Source organism: Peribacillus cavernae (genome assembly GCF_003989135.1).
GTDB lineage: Bacteria > Bacillota > Bacilli > Bacillales > DSM-1321 > Peribacillus > Peribacillus cavernae.
Window position 1 is genome coordinate 13,309 of sequence record NZ_RYZZ01000043.1, and the last position, 22,586, is coordinate 35,894.

19 protein-coding genes and 2 pseudogenes are annotated in these 22,586 nt (G+C 38.1%); 9 read left to right on the forward strand and 12 right to left on the reverse strand.

Annotation, left to right across the window (positions count from 1 at the left end):
- The first annotated feature begins 806 nt into the window (after window positions 1–806).
- From cidR to ELQ35_RS20490, 3 genes are all read left to right on the forward strand, one after another.
- On the forward strand, window positions 807–1,706 hold the full coding sequence (gene cidR / locus ELQ35_RS20480) for a cidABC operon transcriptional activator CidR (protein WP_126867039.1): 900 nt from the start codon (window positions 807–809) through the stop codon (window positions 1,704–1,706).
- Window positions 1,707–1,935: 229 nt separating this feature from the next.
- Window positions 1,936–2,457, forward strand: coding sequence for an acyl-CoA thioesterase (locus tag ELQ35_RS20485; protein WP_126867040.1), 522 nt, complete (start codon window positions 1,936–1,938; stop codon window positions 2,455–2,457).
- Window positions 2,458–2,469: 12 nt separating this feature from the next.
- Window positions 2,470–2,841: a hypothetical protein gene (locus tag ELQ35_RS20490; protein WP_185861845.1), complete on the forward strand. Its 372-nt coding sequence runs from the start codon at window positions 2,470–2,472 to the stop codon at window positions 2,839–2,841.
- 96 nt (window positions 2,842–2,937) lie between these two features.
- On the opposite strand, the gene ELQ35_RS20495 is transcribed toward ELQ35_RS20490, so the two are convergent.
- From ELQ35_RS20495 to ELQ35_RS20510, 4 genes are all read right to left on the reverse strand, one after another.
- Complete coding sequence (locus ELQ35_RS20495; protein ID WP_126867042.1) at window positions 2,938–3,327, reverse strand: sporulation protein; 390 nt, start codon at window positions 3,325–3,327, stop codon at window positions 2,938–2,940.
- Between the two features lie 37 nt (window positions 3,328–3,364).
- A complete protein-coding gene (locus tag ELQ35_RS20500) occupies window positions 3,365–3,493 on the reverse strand; it encodes an FbpB family small basic protein (RefSeq protein ID WP_126867043.1) in 129 nt (42 codons plus the stop codon).
- Between the two features lie 347 nt (window positions 3,494–3,840).
- Window positions 3,841–4,080, reverse strand: coding sequence for a hypothetical protein (locus tag ELQ35_RS20505; RefSeq protein ID WP_126867044.1), 240 nt, complete (start codon window positions 4,078–4,080; stop codon window positions 3,841–3,843).
- Between the two features lie 63 nt (window positions 4,081–4,143).
- A complete protein-coding gene (locus ELQ35_RS20510; RefSeq protein WP_246026159.1) occupies window positions 4,144–5,508 on the reverse strand; it encodes a DUF2254 domain-containing protein in 1,365 nt (454 codons plus the stop codon).
- 306 nt (window positions 5,509–5,814) lie between these two features.
- Between ELQ35_RS20510 and cls the strand changes: the two genes are divergently transcribed.
- Window positions 5,815–7,314 carry a cardiolipin synthase gene (gene cls / locus ELQ35_RS20515; protein ID WP_126867045.1) on the forward strand — a complete coding sequence of 500 codons (1,500 nt, stop codon included), beginning with the start codon at window positions 5,815–5,817 and terminating at the stop codon, window positions 7,312–7,314.
- A 369-nt stretch (window positions 7,315–7,683) separates the two neighbouring features.
- On the opposite strand, the gene ELQ35_RS20525 is transcribed toward cls, so the two are convergent.
- The 7 genes from ELQ35_RS20525 to ELQ35_RS20555 all read right to left on the reverse strand — a co-directional run bounded on the left by ELQ35_RS20525 (window position 7,684) and on the right by ELQ35_RS20555 (window position 17,064).
- Entirely contained in the window at window positions 7,684–8,502 is an 819-nt protein-coding gene (locus ELQ35_RS20525) for an SPL family radical SAM protein (RefSeq protein ID WP_126867046.1), read from the reverse strand.
- 26 nt (window positions 8,503–8,528) lie between these two features.
- Window positions 8,529–9,074: a DUF488 domain-containing protein gene (locus tag ELQ35_RS20530; RefSeq protein WP_126867047.1), complete on the reverse strand. Its 546-nt coding sequence runs from the start codon at window positions 9,072–9,074 to the stop codon at window positions 8,529–8,531.
- A gap of 184 nt (window positions 9,075–9,258) precedes the next feature.
- The gene (locus ELQ35_RS20535; protein ID WP_126867048.1) at window positions 9,259–10,434 is read right to left on the reverse strand and encodes a toxic anion resistance protein; all 1,176 of its coding nucleotides are present in this window, start codon (window positions 10,432–10,434) and stop codon (window positions 9,259–9,261) included.
- A gap of 2 nt (window positions 10,435–10,436) precedes the next feature.
- Window positions 10,437–11,087 (reverse strand): 5-bromo-4-chloroindolyl phosphate hydrolysis family protein, encoded by a 651-nt coding sequence (locus tag ELQ35_RS20540; RefSeq protein WP_126867085.1) that lies wholly within the window; start codon window positions 11,085–11,087, stop codon window positions 10,437–10,439.
- A gap of 433 nt (window positions 11,088–11,520) precedes the next feature.
- Entirely contained in the window at window positions 11,521–12,249 is a 729-nt protein-coding gene (locus ELQ35_RS20545) for an SGNH/GDSL hydrolase family protein (RefSeq protein WP_126867049.1), read from the reverse strand.
- 313 nt (window positions 12,250–12,562) lie between these two features.
- On the reverse strand, window positions 12,563–13,780 hold the full coding sequence (gene fdhA / locus ELQ35_RS20550; RefSeq protein ID WP_126867050.1) for a formaldehyde dehydrogenase, glutathione-independent: 1,218 nt from the start codon (window positions 13,778–13,780) through the stop codon (window positions 12,563–12,565).
- Between the two features lie 410 nt (window positions 13,781–14,190).
- Window positions 14,191–17,064, reverse strand: a complete 2,874-nt coding sequence (locus ELQ35_RS20555) for an SH3 domain-containing protein (RefSeq protein WP_126867051.1) — start codon at window positions 17,062–17,064, stop codon at window positions 14,191–14,193.
- 429 nt (window positions 17,065–17,493) lie between these two features.
- On the opposite strand from ELQ35_RS20555, the gene ELQ35_RS20560 reads away from it, so the two are divergent.
- The 5 genes and pseudogenes from ELQ35_RS20560 (at window position 17,494) to ELQ35_RS20590 (ending at window position 21,683) form a co-directional block, all read left to right on the forward strand.
- Complete coding sequence (locus ELQ35_RS20560; RefSeq protein WP_185861846.1) at window positions 17,494–17,853, forward strand: YwqH-like family protein; 360 nt, start codon at window positions 17,494–17,496, stop codon at window positions 17,851–17,853.
- A 36-nt stretch (window positions 17,854–17,889) separates the two neighbouring features.
- On the forward strand, window positions 17,890–18,171 hold the full coding sequence (locus ELQ35_RS20565) for a DUF5344 family protein (protein WP_126867053.1): 282 nt from the start codon (window positions 17,890–17,892) through the stop codon (window positions 18,169–18,171).
- A 165-nt stretch (window positions 18,172–18,336) separates the two neighbouring features.
- Window positions 18,337–19,973: pseudogene (locus ELQ35_RS20575) on the forward strand (T7SS effector LXG polymorphic toxin).
- Between the two features lie 616 nt (window positions 19,974–20,589).
- A complete protein-coding gene (locus tag ELQ35_RS20585; RefSeq protein WP_246026160.1) occupies window positions 20,590–20,892 on the forward strand; it encodes a hypothetical protein in 303 nt (100 codons plus the stop codon).
- Between the two features lie 74 nt (window positions 20,893–20,966).
- On the forward strand, window positions 20,967–21,683 hold the full coding sequence (locus ELQ35_RS20590; protein WP_126867057.1) for a hypothetical protein: 717 nt from the start codon (window positions 20,967–20,969) through the stop codon (window positions 21,681–21,683).
- Between the two features lie 258 nt (window positions 21,684–21,941).
- On the opposite strand, the pseudogene ELQ35_RS20595 reads toward ELQ35_RS20590, so the two are convergent.
- Window positions 21,942–22,555, reverse strand: a pseudogene (locus tag ELQ35_RS20595) (IS4 family transposase); the annotation flags it as partial.
- Window positions 22,556–22,586 lie beyond the last annotated feature (31 nt).

Consider the following 22,586-nt stretch of genomic DNA (forward strand, 5'->3'; position numbering starts at 1 on the left):
CGTGCATATTTGGCATTTGTTGTTGTTCACTCATATCGTACATATTCGGCATTTGCTGTTGTTCATTCATGTCGTACATATTCGGCATTTGCTGTTGTTCATTCATGTCGTACATATCGTGTATTTGGTGTTTGTGTTTCACGGGAAGCCTCCTGAAAAATTCGATTTTCTTTTTACCGTATGTCAGAGGGTCTATTGCAGTGCATGTTCTAAAAAGTTGACATGGAACCATTTAGCTGGATATTTTGAAGCACTTATCTTCAACCGAACAGCTATATCGACTTTTCATCGAATGATTGGGACTGGCTCAATTGTACGGGGGTTTGAATAGGTTGAAGGGTAGGAAAAAAAGCATGAAGGAGGCTTCCGTTTTGCAACATTTTAAATATAACCCTGAAGTTAAGTTATTGTTAAAAAACTACTCTGATAAAAAAGAAGAGATGGTATACATGAATCATTGCTGGCCAATGCCAAAAATAGGACCCAGACCACCATATTATTGCAATCCGCAGTATGTTAAGAATTATCCTCTTATCTAAACGTCCAGAAGGTTTATAAAAAGCCTGTATTAATGGTTTTGAAAACCATTAATACAGGCTTTTTTCCTTTACAGCTTTAAAACGACCTTGACGCAATTATCCTGGTGATCATTAAAGAAGCAATACCCTTCACTTGTACATGGTTTACCTAATCAGTATGGTAAGTTATAAATAATTAAATACTAGAAACTACAGATTCTTTAACATCCCTATAAAAAGAGTGAAATAATTATATACCCAAAATTTACAGTAAGCAGGTGTGTGGCATTGGACATCAAACATTTACAATATTTTATTGAGGTAACGAATTTCAATAGTTTTTCCCGCGCGGCTGATCATTTGTTTATCACGCAGCCAACCATTAGTAAAATGATTAAAAACCTTGAGGCGGAACTGGGGGTTGCTCTATTTGATCGCTCTCGAAAAAAATTAGCGCTAACGGATGCAGGACACATCATTCTTGGGCAAGCAAAATTAATTAATAAGGCGTTTCAAAATTTGGAAACAGAATTAGGCAACCTTCTTGGATTAAAAAAAGGTCATATCCGCATTGGATTACCACCAATTTTCGATGCTCACTTTTTCCTCAAAATAATTGGATCCTTTCATGAATTGTATCCCGGTATCACCTTCCAATTGGTTGAAGACGGCTCAAAAAAAATAGAAGAGGATGTAGGCAACAACCTTCTCGATGTAGGTGTCATCGTTCTTCCGACTAAGAACGACATCTTTCAACATTTCTCTTTTATCGAAGAAGACCTGAAGCTGATCCTTCACCCTTCTCACCCATTGGCATACCGAGAGGAAATCCGTTTAGCTGAATTAGCAGATGAATCTTTTATATTGTTTAATAAGGATTTTGTTTTACACGACCGAATTATTTCTTCTTGTAACAGTGCCGGATTTAACCCTCACATTATCTCGGAGAGTTCACAATGGTCTTTTATTGAAGAAATGGTAGCCTGGAAATTGGGAGTATCTCTTTTGCCGGAAAGCATTTGCCGTCACCTAACAAAAGACGTACGGTCCATCAAAGTAATTAACCCTTCAATCAGCTGGAAGCTTGCGATTATTTGGGGCAAAAATCACTACCTTTCCTACGCGGCAAAAGAATGGTTGCAGTTCACAAAAGGTCAGTTCCAGGAACTTTGGGAACTTGAACATTGACTGCAGATTGATTGAATTATCTATAAGCCGAAGGAAGACGGTTCTTTTGTCGAAGAGCCGTCTTTTTTTTTACCTAAAAATACACGATATATAATCTGCATAATTGAAAGCAATTACATAGATCCTGTCTATGATTGAAATAAAAAATATCCATTTTACTATCCTAGTAACGCGGCGTACACTTGTATAAGGCAACATCTTAGATTCACACATGAAAGGAACCAGTAAAATGGAAGCAAAATTAGCTAAAGAAAGCCGCATTATTAATACCGCTCAAGTATTATCATGCGATTTAAATAACTATAACACCCTATTTGGCGGGGTTTTGATGAAAAAGCTGGATGACGCCGCAACCTTATCAGCGCGCAGGCACTCCAGAGTGAAAGAGTGTGTAACTGCATCTACAGATTCAATTGATTTCTTATGTCCCATCAATCAAACAGATTCAGTCTGTGTCGAATCGTTTGTCACATATACCGGAAAAACATCCATGGAGATTTTTTGTAAAGTTATTGCTGAGGATATAATGACTGGCGAGCGCAGAATTGCTGCTACAGCATTTTTGACATTTGTAGCCTTGGGAGAAAATAAACGACCCGTTGAAGTACCTGGCATCATACCAGAATCAGAAGAGGAAAAATTTCTCTACAATACTGGCAAAGAAAGAGCTGAAATGCGTAAATTCAGACGACAAAAAAGTAAAGAATTAGCTGGGTATATTAGTTTAAAAAAACCATGGGACGAAGAATAGGATGGGGAAATTATGATAACTTTATCCAGCCAAGATGATTTAAAGGCCGCCAAAGAAGCCCTTGAAGCAGTAAAAAATTCGTATCCTGCCCTTTTTGAAAAACTGGTAGATGTGATTAATTTAACCCGCGCCTTACAATTTAAGTATCAATATCTGGGATGTTTAATTACAGATGAAGATCCAGGCAATAACGCACCATGTTTTGTACATGGTTCCGTTTTACGCCTATATAAAAAAGAATTTCAAAGTTTAAAAGATGACTCTGATTCAGCAGTATTAAAACAAGCTTTTATTGAATTTAAACATATCAGCTACGCTAAAGTTAGTCTTCTAGCAATCGGTATGACCCCTGAATCATTATTAGGTGCTTCTACTATAAAGTAAAGGGTGCAAAGAATAAAGGTGCCTTACTTTCAAAACAGTAAGACACGCCATTTACTTAAAAGGAAAGCAGGAACCATTTGGTTCCTGCTTTTTTAGTCACTGGATAATTTGAATGAGATCCTGGTCTCTGCTGGTTACACCTTCATTAAAGGTAAGCCTTGTTTTAAAACGATACGTTATTTCTTCAGTTGAAGCTAAGACAGAATCCGGCAGTTGAAACGCAAATGAAATCTTATTCGACTCTTCTGAATCAATACGCGTTGATGTCAAAATAGTTGTGCTATCAATTACTTTTTCAGTACCAGAGATCTTATCCATCACGACTAAATCACAATCAATTCGTTTGAGCTGCTGTTCGATGGTACCGCCTTTGATAATGAAATACCCATGAACAGGATCGCCAGGCCTATACGCTTCTTTTTGCAGAATAAGGTCTATCTTCGCTGCACCTATTCCTAAAAGAGACATGTATTTCCTCAGTATCAATGAACACCCTCCCGGATTTTCCTAAGCTATAAAACTTTTAGTTATTTATCTTTACATGTTTGTCATCAAGGCGCTTTTCAATTTTTTCAAGTTGTAATTTATCCTTCAGAAGCTCTTCTTTATTTTTTCTCATTAGCTCGGAAAAGGATGTTCTCATTTTTTTCATTTCTTCATCCCCCTTCTTTTTCGTATTATACGCAGGAATCAAAAAAACCTTCACCATAGTGTGGCAAAGGTTTGATATACAGATAAAGACCTTTACCAATAGGCAAAGGTCTTGCTAACAACAGCAGGTTGCCAACAAAGCCGGGAGTGGTACCTCCGAAATGACGACTTTATTGTAAAAGCTACTCCCCTTTAGGAGAACTATTAAACTAATAAGTTAATTATATATAAACTCTACATAAATGTCAAAGTTATTTTTGTGTCTTTGATTTTCTGGACTTTCCTTACCAGAACATTATCTGTTTACATTCGGATAAACGAACCATTTCTGCTCAGGATCAGGCTTCATTATTCCGCTTGATTTTCCTGATGTACCCTTTCTTCGGTTGGATCCATCTCTTGCACTAAGTTTTCCTCTCTTGGCGCAACTCCTTCATCGCGCCGCCTAAAAAAAGATTCCCATGGGTTTCCCCTTTGCTCTCTTCTGGGTTGCTGTTCTTCTTGGTGCTCCTTTATAATTTCCACGTCTTTAGCATGGATTACCAGCTTATCAACATGGATTACTTTTTCTTTTTTCTGCTTAGACATAATACCCCTCCTTTCATCGATAATAGTGTATTCAAAACGGGATAATGTCGTATAGGCACAATCTCATCTTTTACCTTTTTCCAAAAACTCTTCATACTCTTTTTCATGTTTTGTCGTAACAGCAAGATCATATAGCGCTCGATAAAATTGTTGATAGTCTAGTTTAAATAAAAAAAGATCATCAAATCCCCTTGCTGTAAACACTCCAAACTCCCAAACGGCTTTATAGTCGCGAGTACTAAGGGATTTGGCCATCAAATCCAACACGTTTAGAATTTCAGTGGACACAATCACATTATCCTTGGCATAGTGTCTGATATAACCAAAACCATTATAAAGATAGTGATTGAAATCTCTATCCTGTAAAATCACTCGGAGATTATTACTTTCATCCATTAAATAATTAGAAAATATGGCTCCGCGCGAAATTGAAGCAAGTACCTCGCCAAGTTGATAGAGAGCATTGGTCGCTGTTTTGGGATCATAATTTCCCAGGGACCTAATCGCAACTTCTACCAATTTGTTTATACTGAATTCAATATCTTGAACTTCAGTCTGCCTCCTTCCAATACTAAAAAGCGAATGATACGTACGCTCGTCTATTTCATTTTCACCTTTTTTCCAATAAGTTGCGATAGGCGTTGATGCAAATACATAATCTCCAATTGTATATTCCAGCCGAATAACGATGTCATCCTTTTGAGTCTCTTCAATCATCGTAATAAAATCGACAAGTTGAATATAGCCGGATTTCTCAGCTTCAATCACACATTCTTTACCGTGGGGTATTTGGCCATCAATCGTGCTTACATCTTTTACTCTATACGGATCTACTTCGTTTTCTAACGTACCTTTTACAATGCTTAACGCTTCTTTTTTCATGTCATAGGTCGCCTGGTTCACTTGCAGCCAGGCGACCGCATGATTAATAAAAAAGATAAACGTTCCAACAGCTAATGCAGCCATTAATGCGGCTAACACAGGTACTGCAAAATAATATTGTGCCATTCTTTTATTCAGAAATAGAAAAGATAATAGCATATAGAAAAAACTTGCTGTAAAAATCCCGAGTACACGTTGGGTGGCTTTACTTGCGATAAAGTTCTTCAACATGCGCGGCGAAAACTGTCCAGAAAATGTCGTAAAAACAACCAATATCAAGTTAAATGTGAACGTAGTTAATGTCAAAGTGGCAGCTGTAAGCGTACTGACAAGCGCTTGAGTCAGATCATAATCCACCGCAAAAATAGACCTCATATGACTTCCTAACTCATACTTGAAATCAGCTGTTAATGCAACAGCTACTAAAAGAAAAGAGAAAAATACGTAGATAACGGGCGTAAACCATAAATTCGATTGAATAGTATAAGCTAATTCCCTTTTTGACATCCTCGTATATTTCTTTACATACTTATCAAGAAGATTCATTTTAAACACTTCCCTATTTCCTCTCAGTAAAATAACAAAAGTATTCGAATTTGTTGTCCAACAATATCTTACCCTAAATAAAAAAAGTAAACCTCCTATAAGATGAACTATAAATCGGACCGTATAAGAAAAGAGTTGCATAGTGAAAGAATAAAGAGCTAATTCGCCAGATGAATGGGTTTTAAATAATACAGGAATGCCTAAACCCGCGGATAAACTTGAAAAAAATAGTACGATGGTTCATACTATAATTTTGGTTTATCACTTACTTGATTGATCATTCTGAATTTCGGAGAGAACGTCGTTATGAAAAAACGGAGAATGGAATTTGTTTTTGTCATTATTATTATCGCTTCAGGGTATTTGGTATTTTTTACAAACATTCCTCTGCTGTGGAAAGCGTTGTGTATGGTTCTTTATGGGGTAATTATCTTGATTACGATTTTTTCCTTAATGCTTGAAAATCGCTCGGCACACAACACGCTTTTATGGATTTATGTTTTATTATTTTTACCTGTATTCGGTTATTCCTTCTATTTGTATTCTGGACAATTGTTCTTAAAAGGGTATCTCTTTAAAAGTAAGCGCATCAACGATCGCGAAGCATTCGGTATTATTGGTAAGAAAGAGAAGACCCCCGACTTTTCAAAGCTTAATGATCACCAGCGTTGTTTTGCGCTTTATTCAGATCGGGTAACGTTAACAAAAACGAATATCAATACTCAGACTCATATTTTAAAAAATGGTGAGGAAACTTTTCAAGAAATTAAAAGAAAGCTTGCCGAAGCGAAGGACTTTATCCATATGGAATATTATACGTTCCGATCTGACCGCTTAGGGAAAGAGCTTATAGACATCTTAATTGATAAAGTGGAAAAAGGAATAGCAGTACGTTTTATGTACGATGCTGTGGGAAGTATCTCGCTTTCAGGCTCCGATATTAAAAAAATGGAGGAGGCCGGTATTGTGATACACCCCTTTTTACCAATAAAACATGGATTTTATAACCAAAAGTTTAACTTTCGGAATCACCGTAAAATCATTGTAATCGACGGTAAAGTAGGATTTGTCGGCGGACTAAATGTCGGGGTCGAATACCTTGGTGAAGATGAGGATATCGGATTTTGGCGTGATACTCATGTCGTTCTTGAAGGTGAAGCGGTGCAAACTTTGCACGCGGTTTTTTTATTGGATTGGGAGTATGTTTGTGGTGAAATGCTGTTTGAGGATGAACACTATATGAAATCAATACCGGTAGATGGAAATGGATTGGTTCATGTAGTCTCAACCGGTCCCGAAACCCAAGACATGAGTGATCATTTTTATGCCATGATCTCATGTGCGACAAAATCTATTTGGATAGCGTCACCTTACTTTGTTCCCAATCAAGCGATTCGGACGGCACTTAGGATTGCAGCCTATAAAGGAGTTCAAGTTCGAATCATGGTACCTGAAATCAATGACGGTTTTCTCACTCAATATGCCACACGGTCTTATTTCCCTGAACTTTTGCGATCTGGTATCGAAATTTATACGTACAAAAAAGGATTCCTGCATAAAAAAATCATTATTGTAGATGGTGATCTTGCATCCATTGGGACAGCAAATATGGATATGCGTAGTTTCCACCTGAACTTTGAAGTCAATCTGTTTTTAACAGGGACCGATTCTATCCAGGATTTGGTTGCCCATTATGAGGAAGACCTGCAGGATTGTCGACGAATTCGGCCGGTTGAATTTTACAAAAGAGGGGTCTTAGAAAGGTCAAAAGAATCATTTGCTCGTCTGTTTTCAGGAGTTTTATAACGGGGTAATGAATGGATTAATCGTTTGAAAGAGCAATCTATTCGAAGCAAATTCTCCCGTAACAGAAAAACCTCTCATAGAGAGGTTTTTGTCCTTTAACAAGTTACATAATATTAATCACATTGTTAGAGTGGGGACAAAACTAGAAAACAGACGAGGAAAATTAAAAAGTGACGACAATACTAAAAAACAGACTAGAAAGTTGGCTAAAAGAATTTGCCTTAGTCGATTGAAAGAGTCCACGAATGCGTGTTAGCAACATTAGCAATGGAATCCGACCCGGTTGATCCTCGATTATAAAAACTGTTCTAAGAAACATGAAAGGCAACTCATCCGATAAGGAAGAGTTGCCTTTCTTTGATATGAAGTTTATTTACCCGGCATAAAACCATTTTTCGAGAGTCCTACCTCGCCATGCTCCTCCTGCAGCATTCTCAAAACAACTTTATATGCCGTCGGATTAAACCACTTCTCCATCCCCACTTGTTCATAGATTTTATATATTCCTAATTTTTCTGTTCGCCTTCCCCCGCTGCCGTCTCCCATCCAATAATCATCCAACGTCACACGGCTGGCGATGTTTTTTAGCTTTTTCGGAAATTCTCTTGAACAAGGCAGTAGCGGTGAAATGGTCGCTTGGGTTAGTATGCCGGCGTCGGTGATTTCCTGCAATGCCTTCATTCTCGCAGGAATCGGAGGTGCAGAAGGTGAAAATGCCTTCCTGATGTCTTCTTTATCGGTTTCTATCGTTATCGAGACTCTAATTTTGTCCCCAAATTGTTTAAACAAATCGATATCCCTTTTTACCAGGGGTGAGCGGGTTTGTACAAATAAAAAATCGGGTTGTTCTTCTAGCATCACTTCCAATAGACTCCTGGTTAGATCCGTTTTTACCTCGATAGGCTGATATGGATCCGTAGCGGAAGACATAAATATAGTTACGGGTCCCTTTTTCTTGGCTTTTATCAAACCTTTTCTTAGCAATTCGGCAGCATTGGATTTAATGTCAACCCACGTCCCCCACTCTTCCTCACGGTAAAGGGAAACAGGAAGCTGTCGTACATAGCAATAGGAGCACCCAAATGCACAGCCGGCATAAGGATTTAAAGAATGCGAATAGTCATCTAATTGTCCTTTTCCTGGTGTTAAGATACTTTTCGAAACGATATCTTTTACCTGCATTTTCATCTTGATCACACCTTTTTCAATCCGAACTATGCCGGATAAATCACTGTTCCGTTCTCTTGGACAACTGGTGATGCTCCCCACTTTCCCAGTTCGTGTTCGACAATGTCTATTTCTCCTTCACGACCGTCGATTATGTGTTTGACCGTCCATCCATTTGCGACTAGCCAGTTGCTAATCAACAGACGATGACACCTGGCCGGATGGCGCTCCGAACAACAATAGGCAGTGAGTTTAGATGACGCCTTTTCCATGAGTTGATCGATTCCTTCATCAAAAGAACATGATAATGTATAGTCGGCATAATTGTGAAACGATTGATTTTTCCAGGCTCCATTTAACTCATTGTCTACTTTTTTAGATTTTCTTCTTCTGCCGCCAAGTTCAACAAAATGATGGTACTGAATCGTTTCATTTTCCAACCACTTTGACATAGTATCCTTGGAGAATTGAGGGAACTTACGACTCCCTGGAAAAGCACGTACATCTGCCAGCAGTTCAATCCCACAGTACTTTAGCATGTCAATAAATGTTTCCTGGAAATGAGTGGAATGTCCAATTGTATAGATTTCCAATGATGTTACCACCTTTCAACTCCTATAACTTTAATAATGCCCTACGTTTATATTCCTTTTCACCTAGTCAATTAAACAAAAATTGGATGGTGACTGGCACCGTCTGTTTATTGCCAAAAGCCCCGGTCCATTATTCAGGCCGGGGCTTCTTTCTTTCGTTATTCAGTATTTCTCAAAAAGGAGGTTACCCCCCTTTTATTTCTAGCAGCTTCTGTCTTAGGTCATTTTCCATAGAACCCAGCTCTATCTCGGCCTGGCGGCGTTTATTTCGCCCTTCCTCTTGGATCCGCAACGTTTCTTCAAGAGTGGAGAGTAAATTTTCCTGCGTTTTCTTTAGTGTTTCAATATCAATAAGGCCACGCTCATTTTCTTTGGCGGTTTCAATCGTATTTGTTTTTAGCATTTCCGCATTTTTTAATAAAAGTTCATTCGTGGTCTTTGAAACCTGCTTTTGCGCTTCCACGGCATGGCGCTGGCGGATCAGTGTCAAGGCGATTGCCACTTGATTCTTCCAGAGCGGAATCGCTGTCATGATCGAGGACTGGATTTTTTCGACAAGTGCCTGGTTTGTATTTTGAATCAGGCGAATTTGCGGAGCGCTTTGAATCGTTATTTCCCGGCTTAATTTCAAATCATACAACCGTTTATCCAAACGGTCGGCAAACTGGACCATATCATTTACTTCTTGAAACTTCATGTGATCATTTGTCGATTCAGCTGATTTCTTAAGTTCTGGAATTGTTTTTTCATGCAATTCTTCAAGCTTGATTTCACCCGCAGCAATATATACATTCAGAGCTTGAAAATACTCTTTATTATTTTCATAGAGCCTTTCAAGCATAACGATATCTGATAAGAGAATATTTTTACTGCCGTCTAACTTCACACTGATTCGATCAATCTGTGCGCCTGTTTTTTGATATTTGGAAAGGACCTCCTGAATGGAGCCAGACAGCTTGCCAAACACGCGCGTGAATATAGACTGCCGGCCCGGTTTCAACTCATCAGGGTTCACTTCATTTAACTTTTTCATTAAGTCGCTGATGATATCTCCAACCTGGCCTACATCCTTCCTTTGGACATGCTCAAGCATGGTATTCGAGAAGGACAATAATTTGGATTGTGCAGGAGTTCCGTATGAAATCATCGCCTGGTGATTTTTCGGGTCAATCTGTTCCGCAAGCTGATAGGCCTTTGCCCGGCTTTCTTCTGGAATTACATCAATAAGCCTGGTTGATTTCTCCTCCTGGTTTTGGAGGTTGGCAACTTCTTTATTGTCTCCGAACGGATTAGATAGTAAGTCATCCATTAAATCCGCATTACTAGTATTCTTTAACAGGGAAGGATTGGTTTCATTCATGTTTATCTCCTGCCTTCTTCAAGTAATCGTGAATTTTTTCCTGTTTTTATTGAATGCTTGGCCACATCTAGTTCAAAGTGAAGCTGATCAATGTCATCAGCAAGGATTTGGTATAAATCATCTTCAATAGAATGTTGAAGCTTACCTAACGTTTGACGAGTTTCATGTAAAGACTGATCAAGTTCACGATTCTTTTTTGGCTGAGCTGACAAGAACACGTATTTCTCCGTCAATTCAACAGCCGAATCCAAATGGGAAAAATAAAATCGTTCCGCTTGATAAAAACGTCTTGGCTCCTTCTTAGTCAAACTGTATATTTTTCTCGTGATACGCATCAGCTCGAGCCTTTGTTTCAAAGAGGGGATATGCCGAATCGAAATAAGAGCTTTATACAACCGGGTCATTTTTTGTTTGGCTTCATTCAAATTTTCGTTTATATATCGATATTCTTTCCTTGTCAGACGATGTCTTTTTAAGAAACTGTACTTTAAATAGACTGAAATAATCCAATATGTGAGGGTCCCTCCAGCCAGGGAAAGGGCTGTCGAAAACAAAAAGGTTTGATTAAAGCCAAAATAGCTCACCAACCAAACCGCGGCAGTTGTCGGAATTGCAATAAACATTCGAACAAGAAATGCTAAAAACGGGTTCATCATATATCGACTCCTGTCATAATCTCTTTTCTTAGTATACGAACGTAAAATAATAGGGTTTCATTTCTGGAAGTAAAAGTATGAGAAAAAGGTCAGTTTCTCAAGCTTAACCATACAGGATAATTAGTATTCTTTCTATAGAACTAAGAATGTAAAGTTTTCTAGGTCTAGAGGCGTATTTTGGGTTAATAAGTATTACAGCACGGAGTATTAACAGGTCTTATACCTGCTTGATTTGGATGGGGTAATGGCGAATTGCGCTTCTACTATGTAATGTTAGCACACAATAAGCATCTACAAAATGAAAAAGAGGGAAAAATCTTAATGATTTTTCCCTCTTTTTATTGGCACTGCTCATCATGTTTATTCTATCTTTTCAGGAGCGTAGTCATTTTTTCATGTCGGCAGCAAAGTCAAATTTCTCTAGCATCACTTACTTCTTTTTGCAGATCACTTTCCAAAACTCAGCTGCTACTACTTTGTATCCGGTCGTACTTAAATGAATATCTTGAGGATTTGGGATGTATTCTTTGTATTCCTTGGCAATCTGCGCTTCCGTTGATACGTATGTATCACGGTTTTTCTTAGCAATTGATTCGATTTGCGAATTGAGGGCTTTTAATAGTGGCAATAGTGCATCTTGTTGTTCTTTTGTATAATAAGGGAAAGGATTGTAGTAGCCCATTACGTACACTTTGACTTTCGGGTTAAGTTTGTCGATGGTGCTTAGAATCGTTTCCAGATTAACGCTGACCGCCGCGATTGCATCCGTCGCATGGGCGGGATCTGTTTTGAGTTTACCCAGGAGATCATTTGCACCGATATCGATTGTTACATGAGTCGCTTCTTTAATCTCTTTTCTTATTTTACTGCTTTTTAAAATATCATTTTTCAAATGGACAGAAGTATAGCCCGGGACACCAAAATTATCGAAATCTGCCAGCTTGTATTTATTAGCCACAAAATGATTCGCTAGATAATCTGCATAGCCATAATCAATAAACCCAGTCGGCGTTACCCCTGCCGCCAATGAATCTCCTAAAGCCACATACTCTACCGTTTTCATCGGTGCCGGTTTCCCCTTTGCGACAGCTGTAAATGGCAAGCCAACTAATAAAGCCCCCGCTAACAATAAACTTCCAGCTTTCCTTTTATTATTCACCCAATTCTCCCCTTTGGTATAAAATACCTAATTTTCCCCACTCCTTATACTTCTTTTTTCATATGCGAATTCCTTCTTAAGACGCAGCTTAATTATGTGACAAAAAACTACAAAAAAAAAACAGAACTGTCATTATTGGAGGCTTCTTTTAGACCACTAGCCCAAACATATCCTTACTCCTCTAATAGCTTTTTTCATATAATGATTTAAAAGCCTCAACCATAAAGGTGAAAAAACTGCCAACAGCTTCTTCGCCTTTATGTATTTGTTTTTTTAGATACCTTTTCAGAAGTAATCAAATAGAGGAATGGATTTAATTTCTCACCAAACCATGAGGGTCAATGACAAATTTTTTCGATACACCACTATCAAACTCTGCGTAGCCGCCAGGAGCTTCATCAAGAGAGATTAACGTAGCATTTACAGCTTTAGCAATTTGAGCTCTGCCACTCAATATGGCAGACATTAAGTCCCGGTGGTACTTCATGACTGGTGTTTGCCCAGTTATTAGCGTGTGCGCTTTTGCCCATCCAAGTCCAAGACGAATTTTTAATGTTCCATGTTTCGCATCCTCATCAACTGCACCGGGATCCCCTGTTACATATAGTCCCGGGATGCCTAATCGTCCGCCTGCTCTAGTGACATCCATAATCGAATTCAGAACGGTTGCAGGAGCTTCTCCATGTGATTTACCATGTCCATGTGCTTCAAACCCAACGCAATCTATCGCACAGTCTACTTCCGGTACACCTAATATTTGCTCTATTTGCTCTCCAAGATTTGGGTGTTCTCGTAGATTAACTGTTTCACAGCCAAAGCTTTTTGCTTGAGCTAAACGTTCACTAATTAAGTCACCCACAATAACTACCGATGCGCCTAATAGCTGGGCCGAATGAGCAGCGGCTAAACCTACAGGACCTGCACCAGCAACATAAACGGTCGCTCCCGGCTTTACTCCCGCACTGACAGCACCATGATATCCTGTCGGAAAAATATCAGAGAGCATGGTTAAATCAAGAATTTTTTCTATAGCTTGATCCTTATCAGGAAATTTGAGTAGTTGAAAATCTGCATAAGGCACCATGACGTACTCGGATTGTCCGCCAACCCAGCCTCCCATATCTACATATCCATATGCCGAACCAGGACGATCTGGATTTACATTTTCGCAAATATGCGTTTGTTGTTCCTTACAGCTTCTACAACGGCCACAAGCGATGTTAAATGGAACAGAAACTAAATCACCCTTCTGAATGAATTCAACATCACTTCCCACTTCAATGACCTCACCCGTGATCTCATGTCCTAAAACTAAACCACTCGGCGCTGTTGTCCGTCCCCTTACCATATGCTGGTCACTGCCACAAATGTTAGTCGTTACAACCTTCAAGATGACACCATGGTTGCATTTTCTTCCAACATTCAGCGGGTTCACTCCAGGCCCATCACGAAGAACTAAATCCGGAAAACTAATGTCTCTGACTTCTACTTCTCCTGGTCTAACATAGGCTACCGCACGATTACCGGCCATACTTATCACTCTCCCAAAATTTAATAGTGAAACCACATAATGAAAGCGCATTCATTACATGGTCAATTATACTATTTATTCTAATTATTTCAATTAAACACTCTTAACTGAACTAAATTATTATTATTATTGATTTGACTCTTACAAAACAAGCAAATACTAATTATTCACACATAAAAAAGAGGGAAGAATGTTAAGCTTATCTTCCCTCTTCTCCATTAATAGTTTTTAGCAGCCATTGCTTCCATGAAGCGCTCATAAGGTTCATGACATGTACAGCTTTGACGCTCAGAAATGGTATGGTTGAATCTCCCATCATTTTCGTTGAATTATTTTCTAGCATCCTAGTTTGGTTGAATTCATGCCCAGTTTGGTTGAATTCCTTATCATTTTCGTTGAATTATGCAGAGTTATTTATATTTAGGAATCTCCAGTGTCATTTTATATGAGTCTAGCAAGCTATATAAATTGTAGATTTGTTTAACTTGCTTCGATGCCCAGCCAATATCAGTGGCGTACTGGTGAGAGGCATATCCATTTATGGATGCAGATATTGGATTCCATCTCATTTTATATAATGTATCCTGTCCGGTATTAACATATCCTTGCGCGATGAATTGTGCTCCTCCTATTATGGATGCTTCCGGGGTAAACCATCCCGCGTTATAAGCGTATTGTGCACCGCTGCTTATGGCAGTACCATCAAAGGCTCCTATACCATACATGTTATAGACTATCCTTCCATTTACATTGATTCCTGTGGCAAGCGGCGAAGTACCATTCCCTGTCTCCAATAACGCATGAGATATAAGATACATTTCATTTACGCCATATGTTTCTCCTGCTGAAATAAAAGATGCTGCTTTACCACTCAGAATTCCCTTCCCCGAGAGTATTCTTTCATTTACTTCAGAGGCATTTAGATGGGTGGTTTGGGATAGTTTTACAAATTGGAACGAGTTGATAGGATGATCAACGAAATTATTTGCATCCACATAGTAGGTAACATCTTCGGGACTAGCATTTACCCAAGATTTGTTATAACTCACTTCAAACCAATTGTATCCGTCTGAGCCTTCTACTTTTGATTTAATTTCTAATGTTTGGTTTTTACTGACAGTACCAACAACCCAAAAGTTATTACCAGCACCGCCCCTGACTCGCCAACCGGTTCCTTTTACAGTACCTTTCGTTGGACTAGTTAAGGCTAACCCATCTTCACGAATATAGATCTTGTAATCTTTATCTGTTTGCGGATTGGCTTTCATTTGAATAGCAGTCATTTCACTTAAGGTCAAGTCATAATTCTGATACATCCTGTCTATTGTTCCAGTCGGGTTTCCTGGGTTTTCCGGGGCCTTGCTGACTAAAAATTTTGATCTGATATACCCCGTTTTGCCATTCGCTGACACTCTTGCCCACCCATTTACTTCCGAATATACGGTTACTGCTGTGTCTTTTGCAAGCTTTGTCAGGATCGAAGCCGTTGGGGAAGCTGCCGAACGCATATTTAATGCTGCACCAGCACTTACATTCACAAATTTCAAAGTCGTTTTTTCGGTATCAGTGTCCGTATCTGTATTTGGGCTTGTTCCAGGTTTTGTAGCTGAAAGATATTCAGAGCTGACATACCCTTCTTCCCCATACACTTTTATTTTCGCCCAACCGTTAGACTCGGAATAAACCGTAACCTGCATACCTTTTGCCAGTTTAACGATAATGGATCCATCTGCAGACGGTTTATTACGCATGTTCAAAGAACCGGCACTTACATTGATATATTTAGTTGTGGGTATAGCTTCAGGTTCAGTTTCTTCAACTCCTGGTTTAGATGGCGAGAGATATTTTGAACCGACATATCCTTCTTTTCCATTCGCCTTAATTTTGGACCAGCCATTGGATTCATAATACACAGTCACCTGCATACCTTTCGCTAGCTTCACAAGGACGGACGCAGTGGTAGACGGTTTGCTGCGCATATTCAACGATCCCGAACTTAGATTGATATATTTAGTTGTCGTTTTTATTTCAGGTACAGGTTTTGCAGTACCCGGCTTGGTTGTCGAAAGATACTTTGTGCTGACATAGCCCTCTTTCCCACTAGCCTTAATTTTAGCCCAGCCATTGGATTCGGAATAAACGGTAACCGGCATATCTTTTTCTAGCTTCACAAGGACGGACGCAGTGGTAGACGGTTTGCTGCGCATATTCAATGAGCCAGAACTTACATTGATATATTTAGTTGTCGTTTTTATTTCGGGTACAGGTTTTGCAGTACCCGGTTTGGTTGCAGAAAGATATTTTGTGCTGACATACCCCTCTTTTCCACTGGCCTTAATTTTAGCCCAGCCATTGGATTCGGAATAAACGGTAACCTGGGTCCCTTTGGCTATTCTTGTAACAATGTTCGCACCCGAAGACGCACTCTTGCGCATATTTAACATGCCAGAACTTAAGCTGACGTACTTCGTTGTGATTTTTGCTTTGGTTGCTGTGACAGTCGGACTAGGGTTAGATGCAGATAGATACTTTGAACTTACGTAGCCATCTTTGCCGTTCGCATTAATTCGAGCCCATCCATTCGATTCCGAATAAACCGTAACCTTTGTACCTTTGGAGAGTTTTGCAATGACGGAAGCACTCTCGGACAAGCTCTTACGTAAATTCAAAGAACCGGCACTTATACTGACATATTTACTAGTGGCGGGGGTTTTGGTTGACGTACTGCTTTTGGTTGACGTTGAGCCAGTTGGATTTGTGGAAGTAAGATATTTAGAACTCACATATCCTTCTTTTCCATTCACCTTAATCTTGGACCAGTCTTTAGATTCTGAGTAAACGGTAACTTGTGTGCCTTTGGTTAATCTAGCAACGAGAGGCGATCCTGTTGAAACGCTCTTCCGTAAATTAAGGCTAGATTCGGCACTTACATTTACATATTTAGTGGTTGTTTGAGTGCTTGACGAAGTACCAGGGGGTTTTGTGGATGTAAGGTACTGAGAGCTGACGTAGCCAGTCTTCCCGTTTACGTTTACCCTGGACCAGCCATTTGACTGCGAGTAAACGGTCACTTGGGTACCTTTTGACAGTTTCGTAATCAGGGCTGCATTTGTGGATGCACTTTTACGCATACTTAAATCAGAACCTGGACTCACATTTACATACTTTATACTTGTATTTGCACTTACTTGCTGCGTGGGTAACGGGGCCGCGTTTACAGTCTGTTCCAAAGCTGCCGTTGATAATACGGCAAAACAGAGACTCGGTATTATTATGTTTTTCATCTCAATCTCCCTACTAATCTATTTTTACTAAAAAATTTCTAAAACTATCAAGTTCCAATAGTAGCAATCCAAGGGTATAGTAACATACCCGTATATCCAAATTAAAGTAAAGTTTGAATAATTTGTTGAAATTAGTAGTAATTTCACATATCCTTTACAATGTTGTCGAATTACCTTATTTTTTGTATCGGATTAAGTGCTGTTTTCTTTAGAAAATAATCCATGTTCTTTACTGACCATTCAGCTTATTGTTTTTATCTTTACTCTGTTTTTTAGGAAAAACATACCAATAAATTCATCACTAACCTCTTATTTCATGTTATATTATAAAGCAAGAAAAATTTTGCATTTTCCAGAGTATATAAGTTCATCATTCCTATATATTTAATGATTATCAGATAATTCTTAAAGAGAGAGGTGCAATTCATTGTGTTAACCGCTTTCTATGCCATTTTGCATGAAAAACAGGAACAGCTCGTTCGTTTGAAAACCTGCAAAGCAAATCTGGAAAGTGTCCAAGATGAGTTTTTTTACAATGAAAAGATTTGCTCTTATCCCGAACTTTCTCCATATTCTTGGCACGGAACCTTAGCTGCGAAATTTGAGGACATTCGTCTAGGGGGCTTTTTAACAAGTTATATCGATCTTGAGAATCGTCAATTAAATGAAGTAATTTCTTTAGTAGATAATAAGATTTCTGAAATTGAACTTGAGATTGAGGCACTGAAACAGCGCATTGGTTATCTAGAAGAGCAAGCAAGAAGAGAAAAAGAAAAGCAAACGAAGTAAAAATTAATAATGGATATATATAAGGAAGTGTTGTTTGTGAGTACGAAAATTCAAATCGATATGGATCAGATCGAAAGTTCTTTAGCGAAATTGAAAGCAGCTGCCACCGAATTGGAAACAGAGCCTGGTTCACCAATTTCAACACGAAATCAGTTGGATGTAGTAATGAAATTGAATACGATTAATGAATCATTACGACAGGTCCTGGATTCTTATAAAGCTTTACTATTAAATAATATTCATTATACTAATAAAGCTGCAACGGATTTGATAGCCACTGATGCTCAAGTTGCTAATTCTATTAAGGAAAGTATCTAATAATTTTGGAAAACACCGCTTAAGGAAACCTTTTTCTAAAGCTGAGAGAATGTAAACATGTTTAAACTAATTATCTAAATTTTAAATCAACTCTATAGAACCACCAACAAATGTAAGGTTAAATAAAATACAGTTTTTTATTTTTATTAAAGAGGTGAATCTTTGATGAAAACATTGGAAATTGCATCATTACTTACAGAAGTACATAAGATACTAGAAAAAATAACTTCACAAAGAAATGAAATTGAACGAATTGAATCTGCTGTAAATGGAATTATTTCACTTGAAAATTCATTTAATGGTGAAGGCGGCCAAGCAATCCGTTCGTTCTTTCAGGATTGCCACGTGCCTTTTTTAGCATATTATAAATCATCACTTGACCAATACGAAATAACTTTAATCAATCTTATGGATGCTCTCCATTCATTTGAACCCTCCGAAAGTGGTTTTATAAGTGAAAGTTTTTTAGAGGGAGATCTGGACAATGGCCTGCAAAAAGCGATGAACACTACAATCGAATTAACAAATGAAACAAACAGTATCATCCAAAGTGTACAGGACATAGTTTCTATACCATTCTTCAGGACGACAACTTTATCCAACAAGTAAATGATGCTCAGATGAATAAAGATAGGACGGTTGAACAGCTTCATCAATTTGACAGTCAGCAAACAAACCGGCTCGATTCTTTTTCAGAAAGCATTCAAATAATGGCTGATTATGTGAAAGAGTTAGAAACAATGTTTCATAGTAAAGATTTAAGTATTAATGGATATCATTCCGGACTTCTTATGAAAAAATTAGCAAATGGAGATATTAGCGGACTTGAAATGTCTTCTCGTGAAAAAGCTGCTCAACTTTTGACTGATTTTGAAAATAATAAAGAACTAGAAAGAATGGATAAATCTAATGATTCAGCAGAATTTCTTTCAGCATTAAAGGACGGAGCCATTGGCGCTTCACTGCCTTTAGCCATAATGATGGCTTCTCAGAAATCAGGATTATTGAGAATAGAATACACTAGGAAGAAAAACCACTACGCTTTTACATACAATAGAAAACTATTAAAATTTCTAAAGGGTGATATCGGACCTACACTAACAAGACGATTGATTAAAGGATTAAATCAAAAGGGTAAGGGCCACGCGTTTATTACTAAAACGCTAAAAGTCCAAAATAAAAACATTGAGAAACTAAAAAACTTCAAAGATAATCGTTCAACTCTTCAGAAGATGGAAGGAATGGCATTAAAAGTAGTGACCGGCAACAGGCCTATCCATGAAACAGTAAAAAGCAAGATCTTCAAAAACTCCGCTCGTGATATGTTGATTGATAAAAAGACATTTAAGAAGCTAGCAAGTAAAACATCAGCAGGAGCCGCTGTAGCAGTTGGTGCTGTATCAGCACTATATAACATAGGATCTGGATTTAATCAGAATAATGATAAATACAATGGAAAAAGGCTTTATGAGCAGAACGGACGAGTTGTTGGTGAAGAAGTAAATAAACTAGTTGGTAGCGTATCTGGAGCAGCAGTTGGAACCTATATTGGGGCAGCCATAGGTGGAGTGGTTTCCGGTCCTTTTGCACCTTTCGGAGCGGCAGCAGGTGCCGTGATAGGCGGTGCGATAGGAAGTAGTGTTGGTGAATGGAGTTCAAAATATACAAATAAGTGGATGAGTGATGCCGGTGCTGCCACTGGTAAAGCCTTACATAATACTAAAGAGCAGGCTCAAAATGCTTTAAAAGATGCCAAGGAATCGCTTGATGGATTTAAGGATAAACTTTTGGGATGGTCATAAAAAAATATTTTATTTAATGTCAATTTTGGTTCCGAACCCTTTTCATTTGCATAGTAGTATAAGGATTTGAAATCAACGGTTAATTTCAATATTTCAATACTTAATCTTTTATTTTTTTGTCCATAAATTTCAGCAAAGGATGTTAGAACATGTATGTAGCTATTTCCATAGTATTTGGTCTCATTGGTTTTTTTGCTACAATTAATTTATTATATAGTTTAATTTTTATTATTAGTTTTACAATAGCAAACGGCTTTTATAGGTGGCTAGTGAAAGAAGCTGAATTCTTGGAAATCATATACTTCCCTTTGTTCGGCCCCACTTACAGTGTGGCCACTAGAATATATGAACGCTCTAATTGGTTTGTTGCAAGACTTTTACTTATTTGTTATTCCATCTTGCTTCTTTTACTATTAATTATTTTCTTTATCTTATTTTATAAGTTTGCAGTTCGATAAACACATAGATCAATGTTTTTTACTTAATGGAGTAGTGTTAGAGTGACCCGTCAATTTTATGAAGTAAATGACCTACTGGTGTTCATGACGCTATTGAATTAATAACTCTTAGCCCAAGCATAAGCCTCTATATAAATTTAGTTAAAGGATGTTACATCGTGTTAGGTATAATAACCACTTTATTAGGTATCTTGGGCATTTTAGCTACTATAAATCTATTATTTAGTTTTTTGTTTATTATTAGTTATTCAGCAGGTAAAGGATTATATAAGTGGTTAGTGATGGATATGGATTTTCTTGAATTCTTATATACTCCATTCTTAGGACCTACTCTCTATGTAGCTATGAGATTATATGAACGGTTTAACTGGTTTGTTGTAAGAATAGTCATTTTTTTCTACGCTGTGCTCCTGCTTGTTCTTTTAATTGTTTTCTTTTATTTATTCGGCACATTAGGATAAGCCTGTTAGAAATTTTTTGTTGAAAATGGAATGTTATTTATATTGAAATCATATTTAGGAAGGATGGATTAAAATTGTCCTATTCTCTTACCGCAGAAGAATTAATCTTATCTCTAATTTTAGTAGGCGGAGCGGAAGCCGCTTATTCAATTAAAGAAGAAACTTTCGGCGAGATTTCCGAAGATGAATTGGAACATCGCCTAGATAGTGCTACAAATGGATTACTATCAAAAGATCTTTTAACCATTCAACAAAATCAAGAAATATTAGAAACTGAATTCCAACAATTTCTACTTCAACTAACCAAAACACCCAGGGTTCTTAGATGTCAAATTGCGACTGATGAAGGTATGACCAATACATCACTGTATTGCGGAGTTGATTTTACTGTACAGCAATCAACATACAATAACCGTGTTCATAAATTGTTTAAGGAAGTAAGTGATTCGAAGATTTGTGGTCTAATGGATTTGAGTCATTCAAATAAGCATGCTGAAGCATTTACGATTGAAGAATCGTTATTTGAAATAATAATAGATAAACTTCTTCATAACACCGAGTTAACAGAGGCAGACATTGTTCACTATCCTTCTGATTTTATACACGCATTAAAAGAAAGACACGGAAAACTGAATACACTTTTTGATTATAAACTTACTGAAGATAAGGTAGGAATCGATACATTTTTATACGTCACAGATGCGGAACAGACTTGGATTATTCAAGAAGACAATGACCAAACTCTCTCTATTAGGCCCTTCTCTTTTAATTTACTTTTTCAAAGTGTATAGTCTTAAAGAAAGATTAGACATTATGTGAGAAAGGCCTAAAAGTTTGATTAAAGAAGGTCAGAATTTTTTTATGTAAATGACCTTTTTCCAAAACCATTGATTGCATTCCGGTAAAAAAGGAAAGCACTGGTCACGACCCACATATATTAAAATGATGCCATCCCTTGCTGCTGATCGTTTGGATTTTCTAAATGTTAAAAGGGAAATTGAACGGATAAAGGTGTCTGTGGCAATCGTTCCTTAGTGAGTCAGGTGGGTCTACAGACCCATCCCTTCGTTCCTGGAGATCTTTCTTATAATCATGGCCAACTCCGAAGCCCAGTCAATGGGAAGTTGATCGCTAAACCAAAGCCGTTGAAATGAGACAAAAGATATTTTAATAGGACATAGGCTATTAATGCGGCGAATAACTGGTTATAAACCGCATTTTCTGTTGTCCCAAACAAAACAGGCACATTTAAGTTTTGTTTGATCCATCGAAAGAACGTTTCAATTTTCCATCTCGCTTTATACATGTCTGCAATGGTTTCCGCAGAGACATTCATCAGGTCTGTTACCACCCGGATCTCACGCCCTTGATTGTCTTTAAAGAAAACGACACGATGACGCCTGGCAGAACGGGACTGAGGAGTCCCTAGCAGACAAGTCATATCCTTGGTGACGGGTGAGGATTCCCGGGCTAGTCGCTTTAAGGAGTGCGGCCTTACAATTTCGATATTTTCTTTCATACGGATGACAAAGGATTGGCCGTTAGAAACAAACTGATCAATACGCTTGATTTTAAAATAAGCACGGTCTTCTACCAATATAAAACGGGGGTCTGCAAGCTTTTCACCAAGTGGCCCATCGTGGGCAAGTCCTGTCGACTCCACTGTATAAATTTGGTTAATCAACACGCCTGAT